A 23,415-nucleotide genomic window follows, 5' to 3' on the forward strand; every position below is an offset into this window, starting at 1 on the left:
GTCGGGCAGATCGCCCCCTGAGCCAATGAGGACTCCATGAACACACGCACATCGCCCATCGCCCGGCTCGCCGGCTTCGGCACCATCGCGCTCGTCGCCTCCGTGGGTCTCGCCGCCTGCTCGAGCGGTGGCGCATCCACCAGCACCGACTCGGCCGACGGCGGCGGTGACGTCGGCGTCACCCTCATCGTGAAGACCACGACCAACCCCTTCTTCGTCGCCATGGAAGACGGCGCCAAGGCCGCTGCAGACAAGGCCGGCGTCAAGCTGACGCTGGCTGCGGGCAAGGAGGACGGCGACGAGGACACCCAGATCCAGGCCATCGAGAACGCCATCTCCAAGGGAGACAAGGGCATTCTCATCACCCCCAACGGCCCCTCGGTCGTCGACGCCATCCAGAAGGCGCGTGACGCAGGCCTCTACGTCATTGCGCTCGACACGCCGCCCGACCCGGCCGACGCCGTCGACATCACCTTCGCCACCGACAACTTCAAGGCAGGAGAGTCGATCGGCAAGTGGACCGCGGCTCAGCTCGGCGGCGAGAAGGCCACCATCGCCATGCTCGACCTGTTCAACGACAAGGTCGTCTCGGTCGACTACAACAGAGACCAGGGCTTCCTGACCGGAATGGGCATCGACACCGTCGACGACCAGAAGAACGGCGACGAGGCCAAGACCGGCTCGTACAGCGGAGGCGACTACGAGCTCGTCGGCAACGAAGCCACCGACGGGGCCGAAGACGGCGGCCGTACGGCCATGGAGACGCTGCTGTCGAAGAACTCCGACATCAACGTGGTCTACACGATCAACGAGCCGGCCGCCTACGGCGCGTATCAGGCGCTCCAGGCCGCCGGCAAGGAGAAGGACGTGCTGCTCGTCTCGATCGACGGCGGATGCTCCGGCGTCAAGAACGTGGCTGACGGCGTCATCGGAGCGACGGCTCAGCAGTACCCCGTGAAGATGGCCGAACTCGGTGTCGAGGCCATCGCCAAGCTCGCCACCGACGGCACGAAGCCCTCGACGAGCGCAGGACTCGACTTCTTCGACACCGGCTCGGCTCTGGTCACCGACACGCCCGTCGATGGGCTCGAGAGCATCACGGCCGCCGACGCGACCGACATCTGCTGGGGCGAGTAGCCCGACAGCCGGGGGTGGAGCTCTCCACCCCCGGCATTCCCTTGCCTCCCCTCCCCCAGAAAGGCCCTCGTGACTTCTCCCAACCCGGTGACCAACCCACCGACGTCTTCACTCGCTCTCGCTTCCGAGTTCCTCGACCGCCGCACACCCATCGATCGTGTGCGAGGCGTTCTCCACCGCTACCCGGCGGTCAGTCCGGCCGTGGTCCTCGTCATCGCCATCATCGTCTTCGGCATCCTCAATGACAGGTTCCTCGCCCCCGCCAATCTCTCCCTGATCACCCAGCAGGTCGCCGTCGTCGGAACCCTCGCCGTGGCGCAGACGCTGATCATCCTCACCGCGGGAATCGACCTCTCGGTCGGCGCGGTCATGGTGCTGGCCTCGATGGTGATGGCGCAGACCGCGACGCAGAACGGGGTCCCCGCCTTCCTGGCGTTGCTGATCGGCATCCTGGTCGCCGTCGCCGCCGGACTGTTCAACGGCCTGCTGGTGACCAAGCTCAGACTGCCCCCGTTCATCGTGACGCTGGGCACCCTGAACATCTTCGTCGCCCTGACCCTGCTCTACTCGGCGGGATCCACCGTTCGCGGCTCCGACATGCCGGCGCTGCTGCCGTCGACGGGTCAGACCTTCGACCTGTTCGGTGTGCGGGTCAGCTTCGGCGTGATCATCATGCTCGCCCTCTACATCGTCGTCGCCTTCATTCTGGGCAAGACGGCCTGGGGTCGCCACGTCTACGCCGTCGGCGATGACAAGGAGGCCGCGCGCCTCGCCGGAATCAGCGTCAACCGCGTGCTCGTCAGCGTGTACATCGCGGCCGGCGCCATCCTGGCCGTCGGTGCCTGGATCCAGATCGGCCGCAGCAACGCGGCCAGCCCGAACGCCGGCGCCGACCTGAACCTCGACTCCATCACGGCCGTCGTGATCGGCGGGACGAGCCTGTTCGGCGGTCGCGGCACCATCTGGGGCACCCTGCTCGGAGCCCTCATCGTGGGTGTCTTCCGCAACGGACTCTCGCTCGCGGGACTCGACGTGCTCTACCAGACGCTCGCCGTGGGCATCCTCATCATCGTCGCGGTCGGCATCGACCAGTGGATTCGAAAGGTACGCAAGTGACCATCACAGACAGTGTCGTCCCCGAGGCCGAGACGCGAACACCCGTTCTTCAGGCTCGCCGGCTCGTCAAGACCTTCGGCCGCGTCGTGGGCCTCGACGGTGTGAGCCTCGAACTCTACCCGGGCGAGGTGCTCGCCATCATCGGCGACAACGGAGCCGGCAAATCGACGCTCATCAAGTGCCTCACCGGCGCCGAGATCCCCGATGAGGGTGAGATCTTCCTCGACGGCAAGAAGGTCTCGTTCAAACGCCCGCAGGACGCTCGCGTGGCCGGCATCGAGACCGTCTACCAGAATCTGGCCGTCTCCCCCGCCCTCGATGTGGCATCCAATCTCTACCTCGGTCGGGAGAAGCGCAAGAAGGGCGTCCTGGGCTCGGTCTTCCGCATGCTCGACACCGCCGGGATGCGTCGCGAGGCGAAAGAGGAGCTGACGAAGCTCGGCATCTCGACGCTCCAAGACGTGACCGTTCCCGTCGAGAACCTCTCGGGCGGTCAGCGGCAGGCCGTCGCCGTGGCCCGATCTGCGGCGTTCGGATCGAAGGTCGTTGTGCTGGACGAGCCGACGGCCGCCCTCGGAGTGCGCGAGTCGAACCAGGTCCTCGAGCTCATCCGCAACCTGCGCGACCGCGGTGTGCCCGTCATCCTGATCAGTCACAACATGCCGCACGTGTTCGACGTGGCCGATCGCATCCATATTCAGCGACTCGGCAAGCGGGCGGCGACCATCACGCCGCAATCGCACTCCATGACCGACGCCGTCGCGATCATGACAGGTGCGGCGACCGCGTGAGCGGCGACGCACCAGCGCCCAAGGTGCTGTACGCCGAGTTCACGGCGCTGCCCGGATGCGAGGAGACGATCGCCGGCCTCCTGGCCGGGCTGGCAGACGACGTGAGACGCGAACCCGGATGCATCGAGTTCGCGCCCTATCAGGTGAGCACGGAGCCCTCGCGGTTCTTCGTGTACGAGGTGTATCGCGACGACGACGCGTTCACCGCGCACATCACGGCGCCCTACGGCCGCGTGTTCAATGACAAGCTCGCTCCCCTGATCGTCGAGGACGGTTCGCAGCTGACCTGGCTGCAGCCGCTGTCGAGCTGACCGATTCCTTGCGATGGCTCTGCCTGCTGCTTCCGGGCGGGCAGAGCCGTCTCCTTGCCCCGAAAGGCCCTCCGTGTCGCTCCCGCTCACCGCCGTCACCGCAATCGGTGAATCCCTCGTCGACGTGATTGCTGGGTCCGACGGCGCACCCTGCGCGGAGCATCCGGGCGGATCGCCGATGAACATTGCGCTGGGCCTGGCCCGATTGAACAGGCCCGTGGCTCTCGTCACGCGTATCGGCGACGATGCCCGCGGCGCCTCGATCGCCGAGCATCTGAGCGAGGCCGGCGTGACGCTCGCTGTCGGTTCGGTTCGCGATGAGCCCACGTCGACGGCGACGGCATACCTCGGCGCCGACGGCTCGGCCGAGTACGTGTTCGATCTCCGCTGGTCGCTGCCCATCGGCCTCAGCGTCGACGACCCGATCCTGGCCGGGTCGGACATCGTGCACGTCGGCTCGATCGGAGCGTTCCTCGAGCCGGGCGGAAGCGCTGTCGTGTCTCTGCTGAGGCAGCTCGTCGGCTCCGTGTGCCGGCCTCTCGTCTGCTTCGACCCGAACATGCGGCCCAGTATCGTGACGGACCAGAGGGCGGCCCTCGCTCGATTCGAGCAGATCGCGGCCCTCGCTGCCGTCGTGAAGCTCAGCGACGAAGACGCCGAGTGGCTGTACCCCGAGCTCGGCCTCGAGGCCGCGGTCGAGCGCATCCTGCGCTTCGGCGTCGGACTCGTGACGGTGACCCTGGGCAGCGCCGGCGCACTTCTGGCGACGCGCTCGCTGCGCGTCACCGTGCCTGGCGTCACCGTCGAGGTCGCAGACACCATCGGCGCGGGCGATTCCTTCATGAGTGCCCTCATCGACTCCATCGCCGGACTCCGCGACGAGGGCGTGTCGGCCGAGGCGCTGCGCACGGGAAGCGCCTTCGACACGGCCCTGCTCACCGACATCGGCGGCTACGCGGTGCGCTGCGCCGCGATCACCGTCTCCCGCCCTGGAGCCAATCCCCCGACGCGTGCGGAGATCGGATTCCCGGGCAGACATCCTGACGAGAAGATCAACCCTCGAGAGGCAACTCGCTCACCCGAGTTATTGTGACGAACCAGTGGCAATACGGAGACGAGAAGGAGCGCACGATGGCAATCAAGCTGAACACCACCGCGGTAGGGCACGCCCGAGATCTGATCAGTTCCGGGAAGGTCATCCGAGACACGCGGGACGATTGGAGCGAAGCCGCGCCGTCACCCGAAGATGAGAACTCTTTCATCGAGAAGCATGGCTGGGGCGAATACGCCAAGTGGCATCTGGGCGTCGACACCGAGAAATCGGAAGAAACGAAAGGTCGCTACAGCTTTCCCTATGGGGACTTCAGAAATGTTCGCCGCGGCGGCATCATCTCGCTCGAGAGTCGCGCGGCCCAAAACGATCACGACGACATCGCCAAAGCCACGAAGAAATTACTCGCCCTCATAGACGACGCATAGCAGGGAGTCCGATCGGGCGCGGATATCACTTCGGCGGCGAACCGAAAAGCCGTTGTCTCACCGTCACCGATCTTGCATCCTGAAAGTATGCAGAAGCTCTACTACGCCAGCGGATATGTCTTGCTGGGCGACACGGTCGGTGACGCCGTCATGGAGTATGCGCGTGCTCTCGCCGATGTGGGAAAGTCCGACCTTGTGACCGTGCCGTCGTTGTCGGATGAGGGCCTGCGGGGAACGACGCGCATTCTGATCGGTCCGAGCAGCCAGATCTTCGCAGCGCCGGCATTGGATCGGGGCGTCGATCTCGAAGACGCAGAAGCCGTCGACTCGATGAAAGAGAAGACGGCCCGCCTGCTCCCTGCCCGTCCGCAACCGTCCGAGGACATCGATGCGGCCCCCACCCCGGACTTCGACGACGTGTAGGAAAGAGATCGCCTCAACCGCCTAGACGTGCCCTTTCGGTGCCGGAGTAGCAACTCCCGGCTCGGTGGTGAACACCAGGCCTTGTCCGCTGTTCGCGCTGCTACTCAGTATCTCGATCCACTCTCGGTTGATCGTGGGCACCTTGCCACCTGAATACTTGAAGTACAGAGGTATTCCGCGGTCGAGCCAGATACTCGAGCGGCCGTCGCCTACTTCGATGTCGTCCTTTCAGGAGAAGAAGAAGCTCTCTCCTCACCTGAGCTTGGCACCGACGACAATCTGGATGTGAGTCAGTGCTCGGTCATCGAACTCGATGTCGATTTCCGAGTCGCCGTAGAGTAATTTTCCCATGATCTCTCCTCGGCACCGGGGTCTGGGGCGCCGCTTTCTGCAACCAACGTAGCGCCAGTCAATACGTGCGTGCGCGTGAGAATTTGGAGACGCTCGAGCGCGCTCATAACTGCACCCCTGGTCGATTTATGCAACGCAAGAGACGCCTACCGGCCCTCACCAATAGGAGCATGCAGGGGTTCGTATAAGTACCCCCACAGGGACTCGAACCCTGACTGAAACGATTTTAAGTCGTCTGCCTCTGCCGATTGGGCTATGGGGGCCCGCGCACCCTCGAGACTACCGAACCCTCCCTTGACCGGGGCGCAGAACAGGTCTAGCTTGTCTCTAAACCGGTTTAGACCGTCCGACTCGATGAGGAGATCGCGATGCAGGCATCCCGCCCGACGATCGCCGACGTCGCCCGCGCCGCCGGGGTCAGCAAGGGCCTCGTGTCGTTCGCGCTCAACGACCGCCCCGGGGTCTCGCCCGAGAGCCGCTCACGCATCCTCGCCGCGGCCGATGAGCTCGGCTGGTTTCCCAGCGTGCGGGCGCGCTCGCTCAGCTCCGACGTGTCGTTCGCCGTGGGGCTCGTGATCGCGCGCGATCCCGAGATCATCGCTGACGACTCCTTCTTCCCCTCCTTCATCTCGGGTGTCGAACGAGTACTGGCCCCTCGCGGCCAGTCGCTGGTTCTGAGCGTCGTGGGCGACGAACGCCTCGAAGAGGCCACCTACCGCAGGCTGGCGGCCGAGCGCCGCGTCGACGGCGTGATCCTCACCGACCTCAGGGCCGCCGATTCCCGCGTCTCCCTGCTGCGAGAGATCGGCCTGCGCGCCATCTCGCTCGGCCGCACCGACGTCGACGCGAGCGCCATTCCCGCCGTCACCCTCGATGATGCCCCGGCCATCCACGACGCCGTTCGGCACCTCGTGAGTCTGGGCCACACGCGCATCGCCCATGTCGCCGGCCCGGACCGTCTGTTGCACGCCGTGCGGCGCAAGGCGTCGTTCCTGCAGGCCGTCGCGTCGTCGAACGTTGCGGCGCCGGTCGTCGTCGAGACCGACTTCACCGCCGCCGATGGGGCGCGCGCCACCGCCGAGCTGCTCGACCGTGCCGAGAGGCCCACAGCGATCGTCTACGCGAACGACGCGATGGCGATCGCCGGCATCGGCGTGGCCCGGCGCGCCGGCCTCGACGTTCCGCGCGACGTGTCGATCGTCGGCTTCGACGACTCGGCGATCGGTCGATACATCGAGCCGGCGCTCACGACGGTGGCGACGGATGCCCGGGGCTGGGGATTCACGGCCGCCGACGCCCTGCTGCGGCTGGTCGGCGGCGACGAGGTGGGCGACATCGAACTCGCCCCCGCAGAACTGGTGGTTCGGGCTTCCACGGCGACGGCGCCGACGGAGACGAACACAGACAGGAGACAACGATGAAGAAGAGACGAGCTGTGGCCGCGGCCGCGCTGATCGTCGGGGCGCTGGCGCTCACGGCGTGCTCGCGCGGCGGCTCGGGCGGATCGCCCGACGACCACGGACCCATCACGATCTGGTACTCGAACAACGAGCAGGAGGTCGCCTGGGGCAAGCAGATGGTCGAAGCCTGGAACGCCGAGCACCCCGACGAGAAGGTCACGGGCCAGGAGATCCCCGCCGGCCGGTCGAGCGAAGAGGTCATCGGCGCCGCCATCACGGCCGGAAACGCTCCCTGCCTGATCTACAACACCGCACCGAGCGCGGTCGGCCAGTTCGAGAAGGCGGGCGGGCTCGTCGACATCTCGTCGCTGCCGGATGGCGCGGAGTACATCGAAGACCGGTCCGGCGACCTGTCGACGCAGTACCAGAACGCCGACGGCGACTACTTCCAGCTCCCGTGGAAGTCGAACCCCGTCGTCATCTTCTACAACAAGGACATCTTCGAAAAGGCCGGGCTCGATCCCGACGACCCCCAGCTGTCGACCTATGCCGACTTCCTCGCCGCGTCGAAGACCGTCGTCGAGAAGGGCGGCGCCGACTACGCGATCTGGCCCGCACCGACGAGCGAGTTCTTCCAGATGCAGTTCGACTTCTACCCGCTGTACGCCGCGCAGACCGGCGGCAAGCTGGTCGTGGAGGACGACAAGGCCACCTTCGACGACGAGGCTGGCGACGGCGTCGGCGAGTTCTGGTCGACCCTGTACGCCGACGGTCTCGCCGGCCAGGAGAAGTACACGGGTGACGCGTTCGGAGACGGCAAGGCGGCCATGGCCATCGTCGGCCCGTGGGCGGTCTCGGTCTACGACGGGGTGAACTGGGGTTCCGTGCCGGTCCCCACCCAGGACGGAATTCCCGCCGACGAGACCTACACGTTCAGCGACGCGAAGAACATCGGCTTCTACACCGCGTGCGTGAACCAGGGAACGGCGTGGGACGTGGCGAAGTTCTCGACGAGCCTCGATCAAGACAAGAAGCTGCTCGAGACCACGGGCCAGATGCCGTTGCGCGCGAATCTGCTCGACACCTTCCCCGACTACTTCGCGGCCAACCCCGCCTACGCCGAGTTCGGCGACCAGGCGGCCCGCACCGTCGACGTGCCCGCCGGACCCAACACGGTGCAGATGCTCCAGGCGTTCCGAGACGAATGGTCGCAATCCGTGATCTTCGGCGGCAAGGACGTGAAGCAGGCGCTGGCGGATGCGGCGGCCAAGATCGACGACATCGCCAAGCAGCCGTGAGGGAGACGACCATGACCACACTCATCGAGAACCCGCCCCGCCCTGTCGGCCGCACGCGACGCATCCTCGGCCGCAACCCGCTCGGACTGCTGTTCAGCGCCCCGTACCTGATCTTCGTGATCGCGGTGTTCGCGTATCCGCTCATCTACTCCGTCTGGATCTCGTTCCACGACTTCTTCTTCACGGCCCCCGGCTTCGAGGCCGACAGGCCCTTCGTGGGCCTGACCAACTACCTGACGGCGTTTCAGGATCCGGCGGTCATCCGCTCGTTCGGCAACGTGGGCATCTTCCTGCTCATCAACGTTCCGCTCACCGTCGTGCTGTCGCTGCTGCTCGCCTCGGGCCTGAACCGCATCGTGCACTTCCGCACATTCCTGCGGGTCGCCTACTACGTGCCCTACGTCACCGCGAGCGTCGCGGTCGTGGCGATCTGGCTGTTCCTGTTCAACGGCGACGGACTCGTGAACGCGGTGCTCGGCCCGCTCGCTCCCGACCCGTCGTGGCTCATCAACTCGACGTGGGCGATGCCCACCATCGCGTTCTTCGTCACCTGGAAGCAGCTCGGCTTCTACATCCTGCTCTACCTCGCGGCCCTCCAGGGCATTCCGAAGGAGCTCTACGAGTCGGCGTCCACAGACGGGGCCGGGCCCATCCGGAGCTTCTTCTCGGTGACCGTGCCGGGCGTCAGGCCCGCCACCGTGCTCGTGCTTCTCGTCTCCACCGTCACAGGCGCGAACCTCTTCACCGAGCCGTACCTGCTGACGGGCGGCGGAGGCCCCGACGGTGCATCGGCCTCGCCGGTGCTCATCATGTACCAGAAGGGCCTCCAGCAGGGCCAGCCCGACGTGGCCGCCGCCATCGGCGTCGTGCTCGTCGTGCTGGTGCTCGTGGTCGCCCTGTTGCAGAACCGCTTCGCGGGAGGACGAGACTGATGTCGAGATTCCAGAAGATCCTCCGGGGCGTCGTGCTCTTCATCGGCGCGGTCGCATTCCTGTTCCCGTTCTATTACATGATCATCGGGTCGCTGCAGACCGCTCCCGACCCGACGATCGCGGGCGCGTTCCCGAATCCGTCGAACATCACGGGCGAGAACTACACCGCCATCAACGACCGCATCAACCTGTTCCAGGGGCTGCTCAACTCGGGCATCTTCACCGGAGGAGTTCTGCTCGGCACCCTCGTCTTCGGCGTGCTCGTCGGCTACGCACTCGCGGTGCTGCAGTGGCGTGGTCGCGGCGTGACGTTCGCCCTGGCACTGCTCGTGCAGGTGGTTCCGTTCCAGCTGCTGATGGTGCCCCTCTACGTACTGATCGCCCGCGACTACGGGCTGAGCGACAACTATCTGGGCATGATCCTGCCGTTCGCCATCAACTCGACGGCGGTGATCATCTTCCGGCAGTACTTTCTGCAGCTGCCGAAAGAGCTCTTCGAAGCGGCGCGCATCGACGGGGCCGGCGAGTTCGCCGTGCTGCGCCGAATCGCCCTCCCCCTCGTTCGGCCGGCCCTCATCACGGTCGTGCTGCTCACCTTCATCGGCCCGTGGAACGAGTTCCTCTGGCCGTTCCTGATCACGAAGGAGGCCGGTCTCCAGCCACTCGCCGTCTCGCTCGCCAACTACATCTCGAACGTCGCCGCCACTGCCGCCAATCCGTTCGGCGCCACCCTCGCGGGTGCCGCCGTGCTCGCGGGGCCCGTCGTCATTCTGTTCATCGTGTTCCAGCGCTACTTCATCTCGACCGACATCGGCTCGGGAGTGAGAGGATAACCATGCACACCACCCCATTCCCCTACGAGCTCATCCGGGTCGGCGTCATCATGACGCCCGAGGAGGGCAACGATCTCGAGGCCGAGGGAGTCCTCAATCCCGGCAGCGGGCACACTCCCGATGGAGCGCTGCATCTGCTCCCCCGTCTCGTGGCCACCGGCAATGTGAGCCGCGTGGGCCTCGCCCGCGTGGTGATCGAGGACGGCGTTCCCGTGGGCGTCGAACGCGAGGGCGTCGTGCTCGAGCCCGATCGCGGCTGGGAGCGCGGCGCCCACAACGCCGGCGTCGAAGACCCCCGGGTGACCTTCATCCCCGTTCTCGGCCTGCACGTGATGACGTACGTCGCCTACGGGCCGCTCGGGCCCCGCACCGCCATCGCGACCTCGTCGGATCTCCGCGAATGGACCCGCCTGGGGCCCGCGCTCTTCGACTACGACGACTCCCTCGACATGGACCTCAACCTCTTCCACAACAAGGACACGGTCTTCTTCCCCGAGCCGGTGACCGCCCCCGATGGAACGGAGAGCCTCGCCGTGCTGCATCGCCCGATGTGGGATCTCGGCGAGACCAAGCCAGGAGAGGGAATCCGTGTGCCGGAGGGGGTGCCCGACGACCGGCAGAGCATCTGGATCAGCTTCATCCCCTTGGCCGAGGTGCTGGCAGACCCGCGCACCCTCGTTCGCTGGGGGCAGCACCGGTTCCTGGCCGGCCCCGAGTTCCCCTTCGAGGCCGTCAAGATCGGCGGAGGACCTCCTCCGCTCCGCGTCGAGGAGGGCTGGCTCGTCCTGCACCACGGCGTGACGGGCGTGATCAACAGCGCATTCGCCCAGCAGCAGAAGGTCAACTACGCCGCGGGCGGCATGATCCTCGACGGCGACGACCCCACGAAGGTGATCGCCCGCAGCCCGGAGCCGTTGCTCTTCGCCGAGACGGAGGACGAGCGCAGCGGCATCGTGCCGAACGTCGTGTTCCCCACGGCGATCGAGACGATCGACGGGGTGCGCTTCGTGTTCTACGGCATGGCCGATTCGAAGATCGGGGTGGCGCGGCTCGACAGGCGCTGAGCGGCTACAGCCTGAGCCACACGAACTGGTGCGGCTCCAGCACGAGATCGGTCCACAGATCGACCGTGCTGGCCGTCACCAGGTCGTCGGCCGTCGGGGGCAGCCCGGCCAGCGTCTCCCGCGTCACGGTCTGCGACGTCTCGGCGAAGTTCGCCAGCACCACGACCGTCGACGGAACGCCGTAGAACGTGCCTGTGCGCTGGTAGCCCAGCACGTGCGGATTGTTCGTGCCGAAGGCCACGAGGTCTCCCCCGGCGAACTCCGGGGTCGCCTGCCGCACGGCGATCAGGTGACGCAGCCTCAGGTAGATGCCCCCGGCATCCGTCGTCGCATCGAGCCGCGACGCGTAGCGATCGGCCGGGTAACGCGGCCGCCCCACCCAGCGGCTGTCGCCCTGCTGGCCGGGCACCTCGAGCTGGCCGTAGTCGTTCAGCTGACCCACCTCGTCGCCGAGATACAGCAGCGGAATGCCGCCGGTGCTCAGAATGATCGAGTGCGCCAGCACGATGCGATAGATCGCCTCGTCATCGCCCGCCTCGAGCCCGGCGAGGGATGCCGTGGTGCCCGACACGCGCGCATCCCCGGTCTTCGGGTTCTCCTGGAACGGCGCACCGCGCGAGAAGCTGCCATCGAAACGGTTGACATAGAACGCGTTGAGGAAGCGTCGATGGTCGAAGCCGTCGATGCCCAGCTCGCGGGCGTCCTCGTCGGCGAAGGTCCAGCCAATGTCGTCGTGGCTGCGCACGTAGTTGACCCAGGCCGTTCCCGGTGCGATGGCGTGGCGGCGCTCGAGGGCCTGCGACAGCAGCGCCACCTCGCGCGTCGCCAGCGAGTTCCAGATGAGCGCCATCTGCAGGGGGTTGTAGCTGAGCTGGCACTCCTCGAGAGAGATGTACTGAACGACCTCGTCGGGGTGCACGATGGCCTCCGATTTGAACAGCAGCGAGGGCGCGGCGATGCGGCACACGGCGTTGAACGCCTGCAGCAGCAGATGCGCCTCGGGCAGGTTCTCGCTGGGGGTGCCGAGGCGCTTCCAGATGAAGGCCACCGCGTCCATGCGCACCACGTCGACACCGGCGTTCGCCAGGAAGAGCAGCTCGCCCGCCATTGCCCGGAAGACCGCGGGATTCGAATAGTTCAGGTCCCACTGGAACGAGTGGAACGTTGCCCAGATCCATCGCCCGTCGGGAAGCTGCACGAACGAGCCGGGATGGTCGTCGGGGAAGATCTCGCGCACCGTCTGCTCATACGCATCCGGCATCTCGCGGTCGGGGAAGATCCAGTAGAAGTCCTCGAACTCCGGGTCGCGGGCGAGCGCCTTCTGCGCCCACTCGTGCTCATTCGAGGTGTGGTTGAAGATGAAGTCGATCACCAGCGAGATGCCGTGGCCGCGCAGCTCGGCCGCGAGCTCGGTGAGCTGCTGCATCGTTCCGAGCGACGGGTTCACCTGCCGATAGCTCGACACAGCGTAGCCCCCGTCGGAGTTCTCGCTCGGCGCGAGGAACAGCGGCATCAGGTGCAGGTAGGTGAGGCCCAGTTCGACGAAGTACGGGATGCGATCGCGGATGCCCGACAGGTCGCCTGCGTAGAGGTCGACGTAGCAGACGCCGCCCAGCATGCGGTTCGACTGGAACCACCCGGGGTCGGCCGCTCGCTTCGCGTCGAGCGTCCGCAGATCGGCCGGGCGGGACTGCCACGATTCGGCGAGTTCGCGGACGAGGGATGCGAGATGGCCGGTCACGCTCGGATCGTCGCCGTAGATGCGGGTGAAGAGCGACTCGAGCCGCGGGAACTCCGCATCGAAACGCTCCGAGAATCCCTGCCAGTCGGCATCCGATGTGTCGGGGCGGCGCGCGCCGTCACGATGCTCGGTCATTGTCGTCATCGTTTCTCCCTCACGCACACTGCCAGCACTCTACCGATCACTCCTTAGTACCCTCTAATAATGAGCAGGCGTCGCCGATCGGAACCCCAGACGAATTCCTCCACCGAGGTCACCGTCGACCGGGTATACGACGGAGAGCTCTACGTTCGCGTCAGCACCATAGGCAAGACCGGCGACCGGCCGTTCGTACTCGTTCCGGGCATCGGCGTCTCGAGCAACTACTTCGAGCGACTCGCCCCCAACCTGAACCGCTTCGGCCCCGTTCACGCCCTCGATCTGCCGGGATTCGCGGGCGTGCCGCACCCGAAGTCGGCCCTGAGCATCCGGGGCTACGCCGATCTCGTGGGCCGGGTCATCGACGAGCTCGACCTGGTCGACCCGATCGTGGTCGGGCACTCGATGGGCACACAGATCGTCACCGACCTCGCCTCGCGCCGGCCCGACATCACCACGCTGGTGCTCATCGGCCCCGTGGTGAACCCCGCGGAGAGGCGCATTCCCACCCAGGCGCTGCGCTTCCTGCAGTCCGCGTGGCACGAGCCGGGCAGGGTCAAGTTCCTCGCCGTCAGCTCCTATCTTCTCTGCGGCTTCAAGTGGTTCTTCCGGGTGCTGCCGCGCATGATGCGCTTTCCGATCGAAGACCGACTGCCGCTCGTTCAAGCGAACACCCTCGTCATCCGCGGAGAGCACGATGCGGTGGCGCCCCGCGACTGGGTCACCCGGGTGGGCGAGCTCCTCCCCCACTCGCGCAGCTGGGAGATGCCCGACTCCGCGCACTCGGTCATGCACGCCCACGCCGACGAGGTGGCGCGTCTCTGCGTGGCGTTCGCCGAGCATCCGGGAACCGACGACGACACCCTACGCACCTACGACCTGTCGGCCGACGACATCCCCGACGACGAAGACGAGAAGCCGCCCGCGGATGCCGCCAAGGCGGTCGTGGGTCGGGTCACAGAGACGGTCGGAATTCTTGCGCACGACGACGAGACCATCGCCCGCGGCAAGACGATGCACGCCGAGTCGATGGGCGACCCCGACGAGAAATGACGAAGCGCCCGCCCCCTGGAGGGAACGGGCGCTTTCGCCTTCGAGCTGCTGCTCGGCTACTTGGTGTCGACCGGGTCGCCGCCGCCGACCACGATCGGAGCACCCTCGGGCGAGGGCAGGCTCTTCTCGGCGGTCTTCTTGGCGGGCGCGCGCTTGGCGGCGGGCTTCTTGGCCTCGGCTGCGGGCTCGGCGGGCGCTTCGGCGGCAGGGCGGGGACGCGAGGCGAATGCCTCGAACGCTGCGCGCGGGTGAACCCGGGCCTCGAGCGACGCGATGTCGCGGCCGAGCACGAAGTTGAACACCCAGTTGCCGATCACACGGATCTTGCGCTCCCACGTGGGCATGGCGAGTCCGTGGTAACCGCGGTGCATGAACCAGGCCGGGAGGCCCTTGACGGCGATCTTGCCCGACTGGAACGCACCGACGCCGATGCCGAGGCCTGCGACGGCTCCGAGGTTCTTGTGGTTGTACTCGACGAGCTTCTCGCCGCGCAGCTCCGCCACGATGTTCTTGGCCATGAGGCGCCCCTGGCGGACCGCGTGCTGAGCGTTCGGCACGCAGAAGCCGCCGACGCCGCCGCCCGAGAGGTCGGGAACAGCCGACACGTCTCCGGCGCCCCAGGCGTCGGGCACGATGTTGTCTGCGGTGCCCACGCGAAGGTCGGGGCGAACCTGCAGGCGCCCGCGCTCCTCGATGGGAAGGTCGGTGCCCTTGAGCATCGGGCTCGCCATGACGCCGGCGGTCCAGATGATCGTGTCGGACTCGAAGCTGTCGCCGGTCGAGAGCTCGATTACTCCGTCGACGGCCGACTTGAGCTGCGTGTCGAGGTGGATCTCGGCGCCGCGCTCAGCCAGGTTCTTGATGACCCAGAGGCTCGTGGGCAGCGAGACCTCGGGCATGATGCGGCCCATCGCCTCGATGAGGTGGAAGTGCGTGTCTTCGAACTTGATCTCGGGGTACTGCTTGAGCAGGCCGCTGACGAACGAGCGCAACTCGGCGAAGATCTCGATGCCGGCGAAGCCACCGCCGACCACGACGATGGTGAGCAGGCGGTCGCGCTCGGGGCCGGCAGGAAGGCCCGCCGCCTTGTCCATGTTGGTGAGGATGCGGTCGCGGATGGCGACGGCCTCTTCGATCGTCTTGAGGCCGATGGCCTCGTCGGCGACGCCCGGGATCGGGAAGGTGCGCGAGACGGATCCGGCGGTGACGACGATCTGGTCGTAGGCGAACTCGTAGGGCTCACCGATGTTGGGCGTGATCGTGGCCGTCTTCGACGCGTGGTCGATGCCGGTGACCTTGGCCGCGACGATCTCGGTCTTCTTCAGGTGACGACGCAGGGGAACGATCGCGTGCCGCGGCTCGATGGAGCCGGCAGCCACCTCCGGCAGGAACGGCTGGTAGGTCATGTAGGGAAGCGGGTCGACGACGGTGACCTCTGCTTCGCCGGGCCGGAGCCACTTCTCGAGTTTCCATGCGGTGTAGAAACCGGCATAGCCGCCGCCGACGATCAGAATTCTGGGCACAGTGAAAGCTCTCCTAGGGGGAAGGTGTTGTAGTTAATCTACTCCCTGCGCCGCACGCGCCGAACATGCACCACTGCCGCCGTGATGATCACCGCGAGAAGCATCAGGAACACGGAGATCACTGCGATGGGAATTCCGTTCATCGTCAGTTTAGCAACGCTCGGCCACCAGGACGCGGCCCGGTCGGTGGTCTTGCCCGGCTCATCGGTCTCGGGAGCCGCTATGACCTTCGGTCCCGCACCCGACGCATCCGGCGACGGCCTGTAGGTCGCGATCCACTGTGCGAGCGATCCCATGGGGTTGTCTGTGACCGCCGGAACGTCGGCCGTGACCGCCGCCTCGGCGTTGATGAGACCGTAGCCGTAGATCGGGCCGGGCACCGGATCGCCCTTGGGCGTGGCCGTGCTGACGATGCGGTTGATGACGCCGGCGACGTCGAGGTCGGGATGCGCCGCGCGCACCAGCGCGACGAGGCCCGACACGATGGGCGTGGCTCCGGACGTTCCCGCCCAGGTCACGTATCCGCCGCCCGGGACGACGCCGACCAACTGCTCACTGGGAGCGGAGACGGCGATCGTGATGCCCTGGCTCGACGCGTCGAAGCTCGCATCGCCGTCGCGGTCGACGCCGGCGACGGTCAGAACACCGGGGATGGTGGCGGGCGCACCGACCTCGGTGGTTCCGCTGCCCCGGTTGCCGGCCGCCGCGACGATGACCACGTCGTGGTCCGCCGCGTAGAGGAAGGCGTCATCCCAGCTCGTGGGCCAGTCGAGGCTGTTGCGGGTGAGCGACATGTTGATGACGTCGGCGCCGTTGTCGACGGCCCAGCGAACAGCGTTGGCGATCTGGTCGTCCGTCCCCACGACTCCCGCGCCCAGGGCGACGCTGATCGAGAGCAGGGAGGCTTCTGGAGCGACGCCGATCACGCCGTCGTTGCCGCCTGTTCCGCGGCCGGCGATCAGCGATCCGACCATCGTTCCGTGCTCGTCGTCGTCTCCGACCGGTGTCTGCCCGTCGGCCGTGCCGATTCCCGAGACGTCGGTTCCGCCGACGACGGCGCCCGACAGGTCGGCGACCGATCCGTCGACCCCGGTGTCGATCACGGCCACGGTCACGCCCGCGCCACGGGTCGTGTTCCAGGCCGCCTGCACGCCGTAGTCGGCGAGCCAGTACTCGGCGCTCCGCACCGCGTCGGCGTGGGCCGTTGGCACGTCGCCAATCGGGGCGACGGCGAGGATGCCGGTGGCGAGCGCCGCCGAGATCGCCACGACCCGGAGGGGTGACGTGCGGCGGCGTTCACTCACGCGATCGCCTCGTAGTCGATGCACTCGCAGACCGTCGGCGACCAGCGTCCGCGCTCGAGTGCGAGATCACCGATCGGATTCACTCCGGGGCCGGCCGCGAGGGCATGTCCGGCGAGGGCGTGCAGACATTTGACACGCACGGGCATTCCGCCGGCCGAGACCCCGGCGAGCTCGGGAACGACCTCGATGCCCTCCCTGTCGGCGATGTACGTCTCGTGCGCCGACTGGTACCGGGCGCGCAGCTCATCGTCGTGCGGCAGCAGGTCTTGGAACTCGGCCATGACCTGCGTGGCCTCGAGCGCCGACATCGCCGCGGTGGCGGCGGGGTGGCTCAGGTAGTAGAGAGTGGGGAACGGCGTTCCGTCTTCGAGGCGGGGCTTGGTGGCCACCACCGTCGGGGCGCCGCACACGCAGCGCGCCGCGATGCCGATGACGTTGCGCGCCGGGCGTCCGAGCTGCGCAGACACCGTGGCGACGTCTTTCTCGGTCGGCGGATCGAAGGGAGGGGTCGTCACTGGATCGTTCCGGATTCCTGGAGTTGTTCGGGGGTCTGGGTGCTCAGTCCCGCGCCGACGCCCGACGAGAAGATCGCGCCGAGCCAGTCGACCTTGGTGTTCTGGATGTCGGTGCTCACGGGCGTCTTGTCGACCGGCGCGGTCGGGGCCTGGTCGTCGATCACCAGGAAGCTCGTCTCGCCCGGCATGACGAAGTAGAGCCTCTCGCGTGCCTGCGCCTTGATGTACGCGGGGTCGCTCCATCTCGCCACCTCGGAATCGAGCTGGGCGTTCTGGGACTGCTTGTCGGCGACCGACTGCTGCAGTGCGGCGAGCTGCTGCCGTTGCTCGATGTAGAGCCGCAGGCTGGGAGCCAGCACGACGACGAACACGATGAGCACGCCGAGGATCACGAAGGTGAGACCCGAGACGCGGAAGCTGTGCTTCTGCGGCGAGGTGCTGCGGGAACGCGGAATGCGCGCACCCCGGGGGGTGCGCGCATTCCTCGGCGCCGATGCGTCGTGCGACGAGGGAGCCCCAAGGGGCATGCCCAGTGTCGGCTTGCGCATCGAGCGCCTTTCGTTCGGGTGGCTTCTGCTGCCGGTGAGGCTCTAGCCCTTGAAGCGGGGGAAGGCCGTGCGGCCGGCGTAGAACGCGGCGTCGCCCAGCTCTTCTTCGATCCTCAGAAGCTGATTGTACTTAGCGACGCGCTCGCTGCGGGCAGGCGCTCCGGTCTTGATCTGGCCCGAGTCGGTGGCGACGGCGAGGTCGGCGATCGTCGTGTCTTCGGTCTCGCCGGAGCGGTGCGACAGGATCGCGGTGTAGCCGTGGCGCTGGGCCAGGCTGACGGCGTCGAGCGTCTCGGTGAGCGTGCCGATCTGGTTGACCTTCACCAGGATCGAGTTGCCAGCGCCGAGATCGAGGCCCTTCTGCAGACGAACGGGGTTCGTGACGAACAGGTCGTCACCGACGATCTGCAGCTTCGATCCGAGCTCTGCGGTGAAGTGCTGGTAGCCCTCCCAGTCGTCCTCCTGCAGCGGGTCTTCGATCGAGACCAGCGGGTAGTTGGCGGCCAGGTCGGCGAAGTACGCCGTGAGCTCGAGCGCCGAGAGCTGCTTGCCCTCGAAGTGGTACGAGCCGTCTTTGTAGAACTCGCTCGCGGCCACGTCCGTGGCGAGCGCGATGTCGCTTCCGAGCGTGAAGCCGGCGTTCTGGATCGCCTGGGCGATGAGGTCGAGGGCCTCGCGGTTGCTCGACAGGTTGGGGGCGAATCCGCCCTCGTCGCCGAGGCCGGTGCTCAGACCCTTGGAGTGCAGCAGCGACTTGAGCGAGTGGTAGGTCTCGACACCCCAGCGCAGCGCCTCGGAGAACGACTCCGCGCCCAGGGGAACGATCATGAACTCCTGCACGTCGATGTCGTTGTCGGCGTGCGATCCGCCGTTGATGATGTTGAGCAGCGGAACGGGCAGGGTGTGCGCGTTCGGTCCTCCGACGTAACGGAACAGGGGCAGGTCGGCCGAGTCGGCGGCAGCCTTGGCCACGGCGAGCGAGACGCCGAGGATGGCGTTGGCGCCCACGCGCTTCTTGTTCTCGGTGCCGTCGACGTTGATGAGCTCGGCGTCGATGAGGCGCTGGTCGGTGGCGTCGAGGCCCTCGATGGCCGGGCCGAGCTCGTCGATCACGGCGGCGACGGCCTTCTGCACGCCCTTGCCGAGGTAACGGCTCTTGTCGCCGTCGCGCAGTTCGTATGCCTCGAAGGCACCGGTGGAGGCTCCCGAGGGAACGGCGGCGCGCGAGACGATGCCGTCTTCGAGCAGCACCTCTACCTCAACGGTCGGGTTTCCCCGGGAATCCAGAATCTCGCGAGCGCCTACGGCTTCGATCAATGCCACTGGTGTATCTCCTCTATCAGAGCAAGGTGGTTTGCATGGAGAGCGCCTTCCGCTGTCCGATCGCAAGTCTAACGACCCGCCGGATGCGCGTGGCTGAGTCAGGCCCTCGGGTCGCTGGCGTTGAAGCGGGCGAGAAGCGCCGAGAAGGTCGCGAGGTCGTCGGAGGTCCATTCGCCGAGCCTGTCGCGGTAGTCGTTCTTGACCCGCTGCCGCAGAACCTCCATGCGCTCCTCGGCCAACGGCGTGGGAACGAGGAAGCTCGATCGCCCGTCGCGCGGATCGGGCTGGGTATCGACCAGGCCGAGGTCGCGCAGTACCTTGATCTGCCTGCTCACGGCGCTCTTGTCGAGCCCCATCTGCTGGATGATCGTGCTCGCCTGCGCCGGAGCGCACGTGAAGATCATGCGCAGGATGTTGAAGCCGGTGGGCTGCAGATCGGGGTGGAACCCCTTGGCGTAGTCGCGAAGGGCCGACCGGCCGGAACGGAAGAGCTCGACGATGCCCGCCTCGATTCCGAGCATCAGCTCCTGCTCTGAAATCGTCGGGTCGGTCACAGCCACCAGATTACCGTTCTCTCACCGTAGGGCTCGAGCCGGTGCGGGGCGTCGCGCCGACCTCGTCGGCGCTCACGGCCACGAGCGTGTCGGCCGGGGTGTCCGTCAGCTGCTCGAGAGCGGTCTTCGTGCCGAGCGGCTTGGCGGGCAGCAGCGCGATCGCGATGACCGTGATCACGGCCAGCGGAATCGCCAGCATGAAGACGTCTCCGATCGCGTGGCCGTAGGCGGCCTCGACGATCACGCGCACCGGCGCCGGCAGCGTGCTCAGATCGGGGATCGCTCCCCCGCTCAGACCCTGGGCGGCCTGCGCCCCGGCCGCACCGAGCGTCGTCAGTCCGTCTTTCACGAACTGCGCCACCTGCGTGCCGAGCACGGCTCCCATGACCGATACTCCGATCGTTCCTCCCAGGCTCCGGAAGAAGGCGACCGACGCACTGGCCACACCGAGCTGGCGGGGGTCGACGGAGTTCTGCACGACGAGCACGAGGTTCTGCATGACCATTCCCACGCCGGAACCCATGATGAACATGAATACCGCGACGAGAACGTAGCTCGTGTCGTAGCGCAGCGTCGACATCAGCGAGACGCCGATGGTGAGCAGGATGGATCCGGTGACCATGTAGCGCTTCCACTTGCCGGTGCGGCTGATCAGCTGGCCGACGATGGTCGAGGAGACGAGCACGCCTCCGATCATGGGGATCGTCAGCAGACCCGACTCCGTCGGCGTGGCGCCGCGGGCGAGCTGCATGTACTGGCCGAGGAAGACGCTGGTGCCGAACATGGCCACACCGACGGAGATGCTGGCGATGACCGCGAGCGTGAACGTGCGATTCGTGAAGAGCGTCATCGGGATGATGGGCTCCTTCACCGTGAGCTCTACCCACACGGCGAGGCCGAGAAGCACGATGCTTCCACCCACCATGAGGTAGCTCTGCCACGAGTTCCACTCGAAGTTGTTGCCCGCGAGCGTGACCCAGATGAGCAGGAGCGAGACGCCGGCCGCGATCAGCACCGCGCCCAGGTAGTCGATGGTGACCTTCTTGCGAATCTTCGGCAGCTTCAGGGTGAACTGCAGCAGGATGATCGCCGCGACGGCGAAGGGCACGGCGATGTAGAAGTTCCAGCGCCATCCGATCGAGTCGGTGACGATGCCGCCGACCAGCGGCCCTCCGACGGTGGCTACGGCCATGACCGCGCCGAGCAGCCCCATGTACTTGCCGCGCTCACGAGGGCTGATGATGTCGGCCATCACGACCTGCACGAGGGCCGTGAGTCCACCGGCACCGAGGCCCTGCAGAACGCGGAACAGAATCAGCGTGCCCGTGTCCTGCGAGAAGCCGGCCAGCATCGACCCGAGGGTGAAGATGACCAGCGAGATCTGGATGAGCAGCTTGCGGTTCGTGAGGTCGGCCAGCTTGCCCCAGATGGGTGTCGACACGGTCGTGGCGAGCAGGGTGGCCGTGACCACCCAGGTGAACGCGGCCTGGTTGCCGTTGAGGTCGCCGATGATCTTCGGCAGCGAGCTCGAGACGACGGTCGAGGCGAGGAGGGCGACGAACATGCCGAGCAGAAGACCCGACAGCGCCTGAAGAGTCTGGCGCTGGGTCATGCCGGTTGAGGCGGTGCCGGGTTGAGATTCGGCGATGGAACGAGTGGACACGGAACTCCCAAAAGAAAACTCCCCACCGCTCATCGATGAGGAGAAAGTTGACTAGCATCAACTATAGCAAGGTAGTTGCTAAAACGCAACGACCCCCGGATTTCTCCGGGGGTCGTAGAACATGGGGCCGCGTGGCGGCGAGACGAGTCAGGCGGCGATGACCTCGCCGCGCACGGCGATGCTGCACTCGAGCAGGTCGACGGTGCGCTGCAGCACGGCGACATCGTCGGGGTCGAGCTCGTCGAAGAGCGGTTCGAGCGCTTCGCCGAGACGGTCGCGCCAGTCGGCGAGCGCCCGCTGGCCCTTCGGCGCGATGGCGATCTGCCAGGCACGCGCGTCGGTGCTGTCGGCGATGCGCTTGATCCACTCGACCTCATTGAGGTTGGCGACGATCTTGGTCATGGTGGGCTGGCTGACCCGGCTGTGCTTGGCGAGTTCGCCGAGACGCATGGGGCCGAAGGAGGTGAGCACGCTGAGCGTGCGCCACGTGGCAGGTGACGTTGAATCGCCGGTGGCCTGCGCAGCGAGGCGGGTAAGACGGTGGGTGACCGATACGAGGTCGCCGAGAATGGTGCTGAGTTCGCTGTTCACTTGATTCAGTGTATAGCCCGGCTATGGTCTACTGTCCCAGAGCCCGGAATCTCAGGTCGTCGACGCCCTCATCGCTGCTCTGAACAGTGGCCACGCGCGTGAAGCCCGCCGCGGCGAGCCGTTCGAGCTGCAGCTTGGCGTTCTTGGCCTTGCGCTCGAGTCGCACCCGCGATCCGGATGCGATCAGCTCGGTTTTCAGGGACTGCAGCAGCACTGCGGGGGTCGAGGCGTCGTGCAGCAGGGCGACGGAGTCCGCCGCCTTCTGATCGGGCAGGTCGACGAGGTCGACGATGCGTTCGAACCCGATGGAGAAGCCGACGGCCGGGACATCCGTTCCCAGGAATCGACCGATCATGCCGTCGTAGCGCCCGCCGCCTCCCAGCGAGAACGAGAAATCGGGGTGGGCGATCTCGAAGATGGTGCCGGTGTAGTAGCCCATGCCTCGCACGAGGAACGGGTCGAACCGGATGCGGTCGGCGTCGAGGGCGTCGCCGATCGAGGCGAGCTCGGCGACGAGCGCGGCGTCGATGCCCTCGGGAAGAGCGTGCGCGATGGCGTCGTGGCCGAACGGGCGCATCATGCGATCCTGCGGGCGCAGGAAGAACGCCTCGAGCGCATCCGTGGCCTCGGCGAGCTCGGGAGCCTTGGCGCGCAGCTCGTCGACCACTCCGGAGGTGCCGACCTTGTCGATCTTGTCGATCACGATCAGAACCGCATCGTGGCTCTCGGCCGGAAAGCCGAACAGTTCGAGCATGCCGATGAGAAGCCGGCGGTCGTTGATGCGCACCGTGCAGCCCTGCAGGCCGAGCGCATCCAATGTCGAGAGCGTCGCAGAGATCAACTCGACCTCGGCGAGCGCTGAGGCGTCTCCGATGATGTCGATGTCGCACTGCATGAACTGCCGGTACCGACCCTTCTGCGGCCGCTCCGCCCTCCACACCGGCGCGATCTGCACGCTGCGGAACACCCCCGGCAGTTCTGCCCTGTGCGTGGCGTAGAACCGCGCAAGAGGAACAGTGAGGTCGAAGCGCAGCCCGAGGTCGGCCAGGGTCTGGGCGTCGTCTGTGTCGACCGCCGTCTCGAGGTCTGACTTCTCGATGCCGCGCTTCAGCACGCTGAACGACAGTTTCTCGTTGTCACCGCCGAGGCCCGAGTGCAGGCGCTGGATGTCCTCCATCACCGGCGTCTCGATCTCATCGAAGCCGTGCGCCGAGTAGCTGCGACGGATCACGGCGAGAGCGTGCTCCCTCGTGGCCTTCTCTCGAGGGAGGAAGTCGCGCATGCCACGGGGAGGGGTTACTGCAGAGGCCATTGTTCGATTCTATTG

The 23,415-nt window shown here is 66.7% G+C and carries 23 protein-coding genes, 1 tRNA gene and 1 pseudogene; 13 read left to right on the top strand and 12 right to left on the bottom strand.

The features are described 5' to 3' along the window. Positions 1–36: 36 nt before the first annotated feature. The 7 genes from ASF06_RS12440 to ASF06_RS12470 all read left to right on the top strand — a co-directional run bounded on the left by ASF06_RS12440 (position 37) and on the right by ASF06_RS12470 (position 5,257). Positions 37–1,137 (top strand): substrate-binding domain-containing protein, encoded by a 1,101-nt coding sequence (locus ASF06_RS12440; RefSeq protein ID WP_055947509.1) that lies wholly within the window; start codon positions 37–39, stop codon positions 1,135–1,137. Positions 1,138–1,206: 69 nt separating this feature from the next. Continuing rightward, the gene (locus ASF06_RS12445; protein ID WP_157439200.1) at positions 1,207–2,253 is read left to right on the top strand and encodes an ABC transporter permease; all 1,047 of its coding nucleotides are present in this window, start codon (positions 1,207–1,209) and stop codon (positions 2,251–2,253) included. After that, a complete protein-coding gene (locus ASF06_RS12450) occupies positions 2,250–3,044 on the top strand; it encodes an ATP-binding cassette domain-containing protein (RefSeq protein ID WP_055947516.1) in 795 nt (264 codons plus the stop codon). The genes ASF06_RS12445 and ASF06_RS12450 overlap by 4 nt, the downstream gene beginning before the upstream one ends. Beyond that, entirely contained in the window at positions 3,041–3,355 is a 315-nt protein-coding gene (locus tag ASF06_RS12455) for a putative quinol monooxygenase (protein WP_200920370.1), read from the top strand. The genes ASF06_RS12450 and ASF06_RS12455 overlap by 4 nt, the downstream gene beginning before the upstream one ends. Before the next feature lie 73 nt (positions 3,356–3,428). Further along, positions 3,429–4,448: a carbohydrate kinase family protein gene (locus ASF06_RS12460; protein WP_235500997.1), complete on the top strand. Its 1,020-nt coding sequence runs from the start codon at positions 3,429–3,431 to the stop codon at positions 4,446–4,448. A 38-nt stretch (positions 4,449–4,486) separates the two neighbouring features. Further along, positions 4,487–4,834: a hypothetical protein gene (locus ASF06_RS12465; protein WP_055948452.1), complete on the top strand. Its 348-nt coding sequence runs from the start codon at positions 4,487–4,489 to the stop codon at positions 4,832–4,834. Between the two features lie 87 nt (positions 4,835–4,921). Further along, positions 4,922–5,257 carry a hypothetical protein gene (locus ASF06_RS12470; protein ID WP_055947519.1) on the top strand — a complete coding sequence of 112 codons (336 nt, stop codon included), beginning with the start codon at positions 4,922–4,924 and terminating at the stop codon, positions 5,255–5,257. A gap of 21 nt (positions 5,258–5,278) precedes the next feature. Here ASF06_RS12470 and ASF06_RS20210 read toward each other — a convergent pair. Further along, positions 5,279–5,608, bottom strand: a pseudogene (locus ASF06_RS20210) (DUF7882 family protein). 189 nt (positions 5,609–5,797) lie between these two features. Beyond that, positions 5,798–5,871 (bottom strand) — tRNA-Leu (locus tag ASF06_RS12480). Positions 5,872–5,976: 105 nt separating this feature from the next. Here ASF06_RS12480 and ASF06_RS12485 point away from each other — a divergent pair. The 5 genes from ASF06_RS12485 to ASF06_RS12505 are packed head-to-tail and all read left to right on the top strand — an operon-like array spanning position 5,977 to position 11,135. Next, complete coding sequence (locus tag ASF06_RS12485; protein WP_055947522.1) at positions 5,977–7,029, top strand: LacI family DNA-binding transcriptional regulator; 1,053 nt, start codon at positions 5,977–5,979, stop codon at positions 7,027–7,029. Then, entirely contained in the window at positions 7,026–8,306 is a 1,281-nt protein-coding gene (locus ASF06_RS12490; protein WP_055947526.1) for an extracellular solute-binding protein, read from the top strand. Before ASF06_RS12485 ends, ASF06_RS12490 begins: the two co-directional genes overlap by 4 nt. An 11-nt stretch (positions 8,307–8,317) precedes the next feature. Continuing rightward, on the top strand, positions 8,318–9,238 hold the full coding sequence (locus tag ASF06_RS12495; RefSeq protein WP_055947529.1) for a carbohydrate ABC transporter permease: 921 nt from the start codon (positions 8,318–8,320) through the stop codon (positions 9,236–9,238). Beyond that, positions 9,238–10,071 carry a carbohydrate ABC transporter permease gene (locus ASF06_RS12500; RefSeq protein WP_055947533.1) on the top strand — a complete coding sequence of 278 codons (834 nt, stop codon included), beginning with the start codon at positions 9,238–9,240 and terminating at the stop codon, positions 10,069–10,071. The genes ASF06_RS12495 and ASF06_RS12500 overlap by 1 nt, the downstream gene beginning before the upstream one ends. Before the next feature lie 2 nt (positions 10,072–10,073). Beyond that, entirely contained in the window at positions 10,074–11,135 is a 1,062-nt protein-coding gene (locus ASF06_RS12505; protein WP_055947536.1) for a glycoside hydrolase family 130 protein, read from the top strand. 4 nt (positions 11,136–11,139) lie between these two features. Here ASF06_RS12505 and ASF06_RS12510 read toward each other — a convergent pair whose 3' ends face one another. Beyond that, entirely contained in the window at positions 11,140–13,011 is a 1,872-nt protein-coding gene (locus ASF06_RS12510) for an alpha-amylase family protein (RefSeq protein WP_235500998.1), read from the bottom strand. Positions 13,012–13,080: 69 nt separating this feature from the next. Between ASF06_RS12510 and ASF06_RS12515 the strand changes: the two genes are divergently transcribed. Further along, entirely contained in the window at positions 13,081–14,067 is a 987-nt protein-coding gene (locus ASF06_RS12515; RefSeq protein ID WP_055947544.1) for an alpha/beta fold hydrolase, read from the top strand. Between the two features lie 56 nt (positions 14,068–14,123). Here ASF06_RS12515 and ASF06_RS12520 read toward each other — a convergent pair whose 3' ends face one another. The 9 genes from ASF06_RS12520 to hisS form a co-directional block, all read right to left on the bottom strand. Continuing rightward, entirely contained in the window at positions 14,124–15,590 is a 1,467-nt protein-coding gene (locus tag ASF06_RS12520) for an NAD(P)/FAD-dependent oxidoreductase (protein ID WP_055947546.1), read from the bottom strand. 38 nt (positions 15,591–15,628) lie between these two features. After that, on the bottom strand, positions 15,629–16,894 hold the full coding sequence (locus ASF06_RS12525; RefSeq protein ID WP_055930256.1) for a S8 family peptidase: 1,266 nt from the start codon (positions 16,892–16,894) through the stop codon (positions 15,629–15,631). After that, positions 16,891–17,409 (bottom strand): DUF501 domain-containing protein, encoded by a 519-nt coding sequence (locus ASF06_RS12530; protein WP_055947548.1) that lies wholly within the window; start codon positions 17,407–17,409, stop codon positions 16,891–16,893. The genes ASF06_RS12525 and ASF06_RS12530 overlap by 4 nt, the downstream gene beginning before the upstream one ends. Continuing rightward, positions 17,406–17,957, bottom strand: coding sequence for an FtsB family cell division protein (locus ASF06_RS12535; protein WP_055947551.1), 552 nt, complete (start codon positions 17,955–17,957; stop codon positions 17,406–17,408). Before ASF06_RS12535 ends, ASF06_RS12530 begins: the two co-directional genes overlap by 4 nt. A gap of 42 nt (positions 17,958–17,999) precedes the next feature. Further along, a complete protein-coding gene (gene eno / locus ASF06_RS12540; protein WP_044439059.1) occupies positions 18,000–19,280 on the bottom strand; it encodes a phosphopyruvate hydratase in 1,281 nt (426 codons plus the stop codon). A 98-nt stretch (positions 19,281–19,378) separates the two neighbouring features. Further along, entirely contained in the window at positions 19,379–19,834 is a 456-nt protein-coding gene (locus tag ASF06_RS12545; RefSeq protein ID WP_055947554.1) for a MarR family winged helix-turn-helix transcriptional regulator, read from the bottom strand. A 10-nt stretch (positions 19,835–19,844) separates the two neighbouring features. Beyond that, positions 19,845–21,446: an MDR family MFS transporter gene (locus ASF06_RS12550; protein WP_055947558.1), complete on the bottom strand. Its 1,602-nt coding sequence runs from the start codon at positions 21,444–21,446 to the stop codon at positions 19,845–19,847. A gap of 198 nt (positions 21,447–21,644) precedes the next feature. Then, complete coding sequence (locus ASF06_RS12555) at positions 21,645–22,088, bottom strand: MarR family winged helix-turn-helix transcriptional regulator (RefSeq protein WP_055930267.1); 444 nt, start codon at positions 22,086–22,088, stop codon at positions 21,645–21,647. A 28-nt stretch (positions 22,089–22,116) separates the two neighbouring features. After that, positions 22,117–23,400: a histidine--tRNA ligase gene (gene hisS / locus ASF06_RS12560; RefSeq protein WP_082500920.1), complete on the bottom strand. Its 1,284-nt coding sequence runs from the start codon at positions 23,398–23,400 to the stop codon at positions 22,117–22,119. Positions 23,401–23,415: the final 15 nt, after the last annotated feature.

The organism is Agreia sp. Leaf244, assembly GCF_001422695.1.
In the GTDB taxonomy this organism is placed as follows: domain Bacteria; phylum Actinomycetota; class Actinomycetes; order Actinomycetales; family Microbacteriaceae; genus Agreia.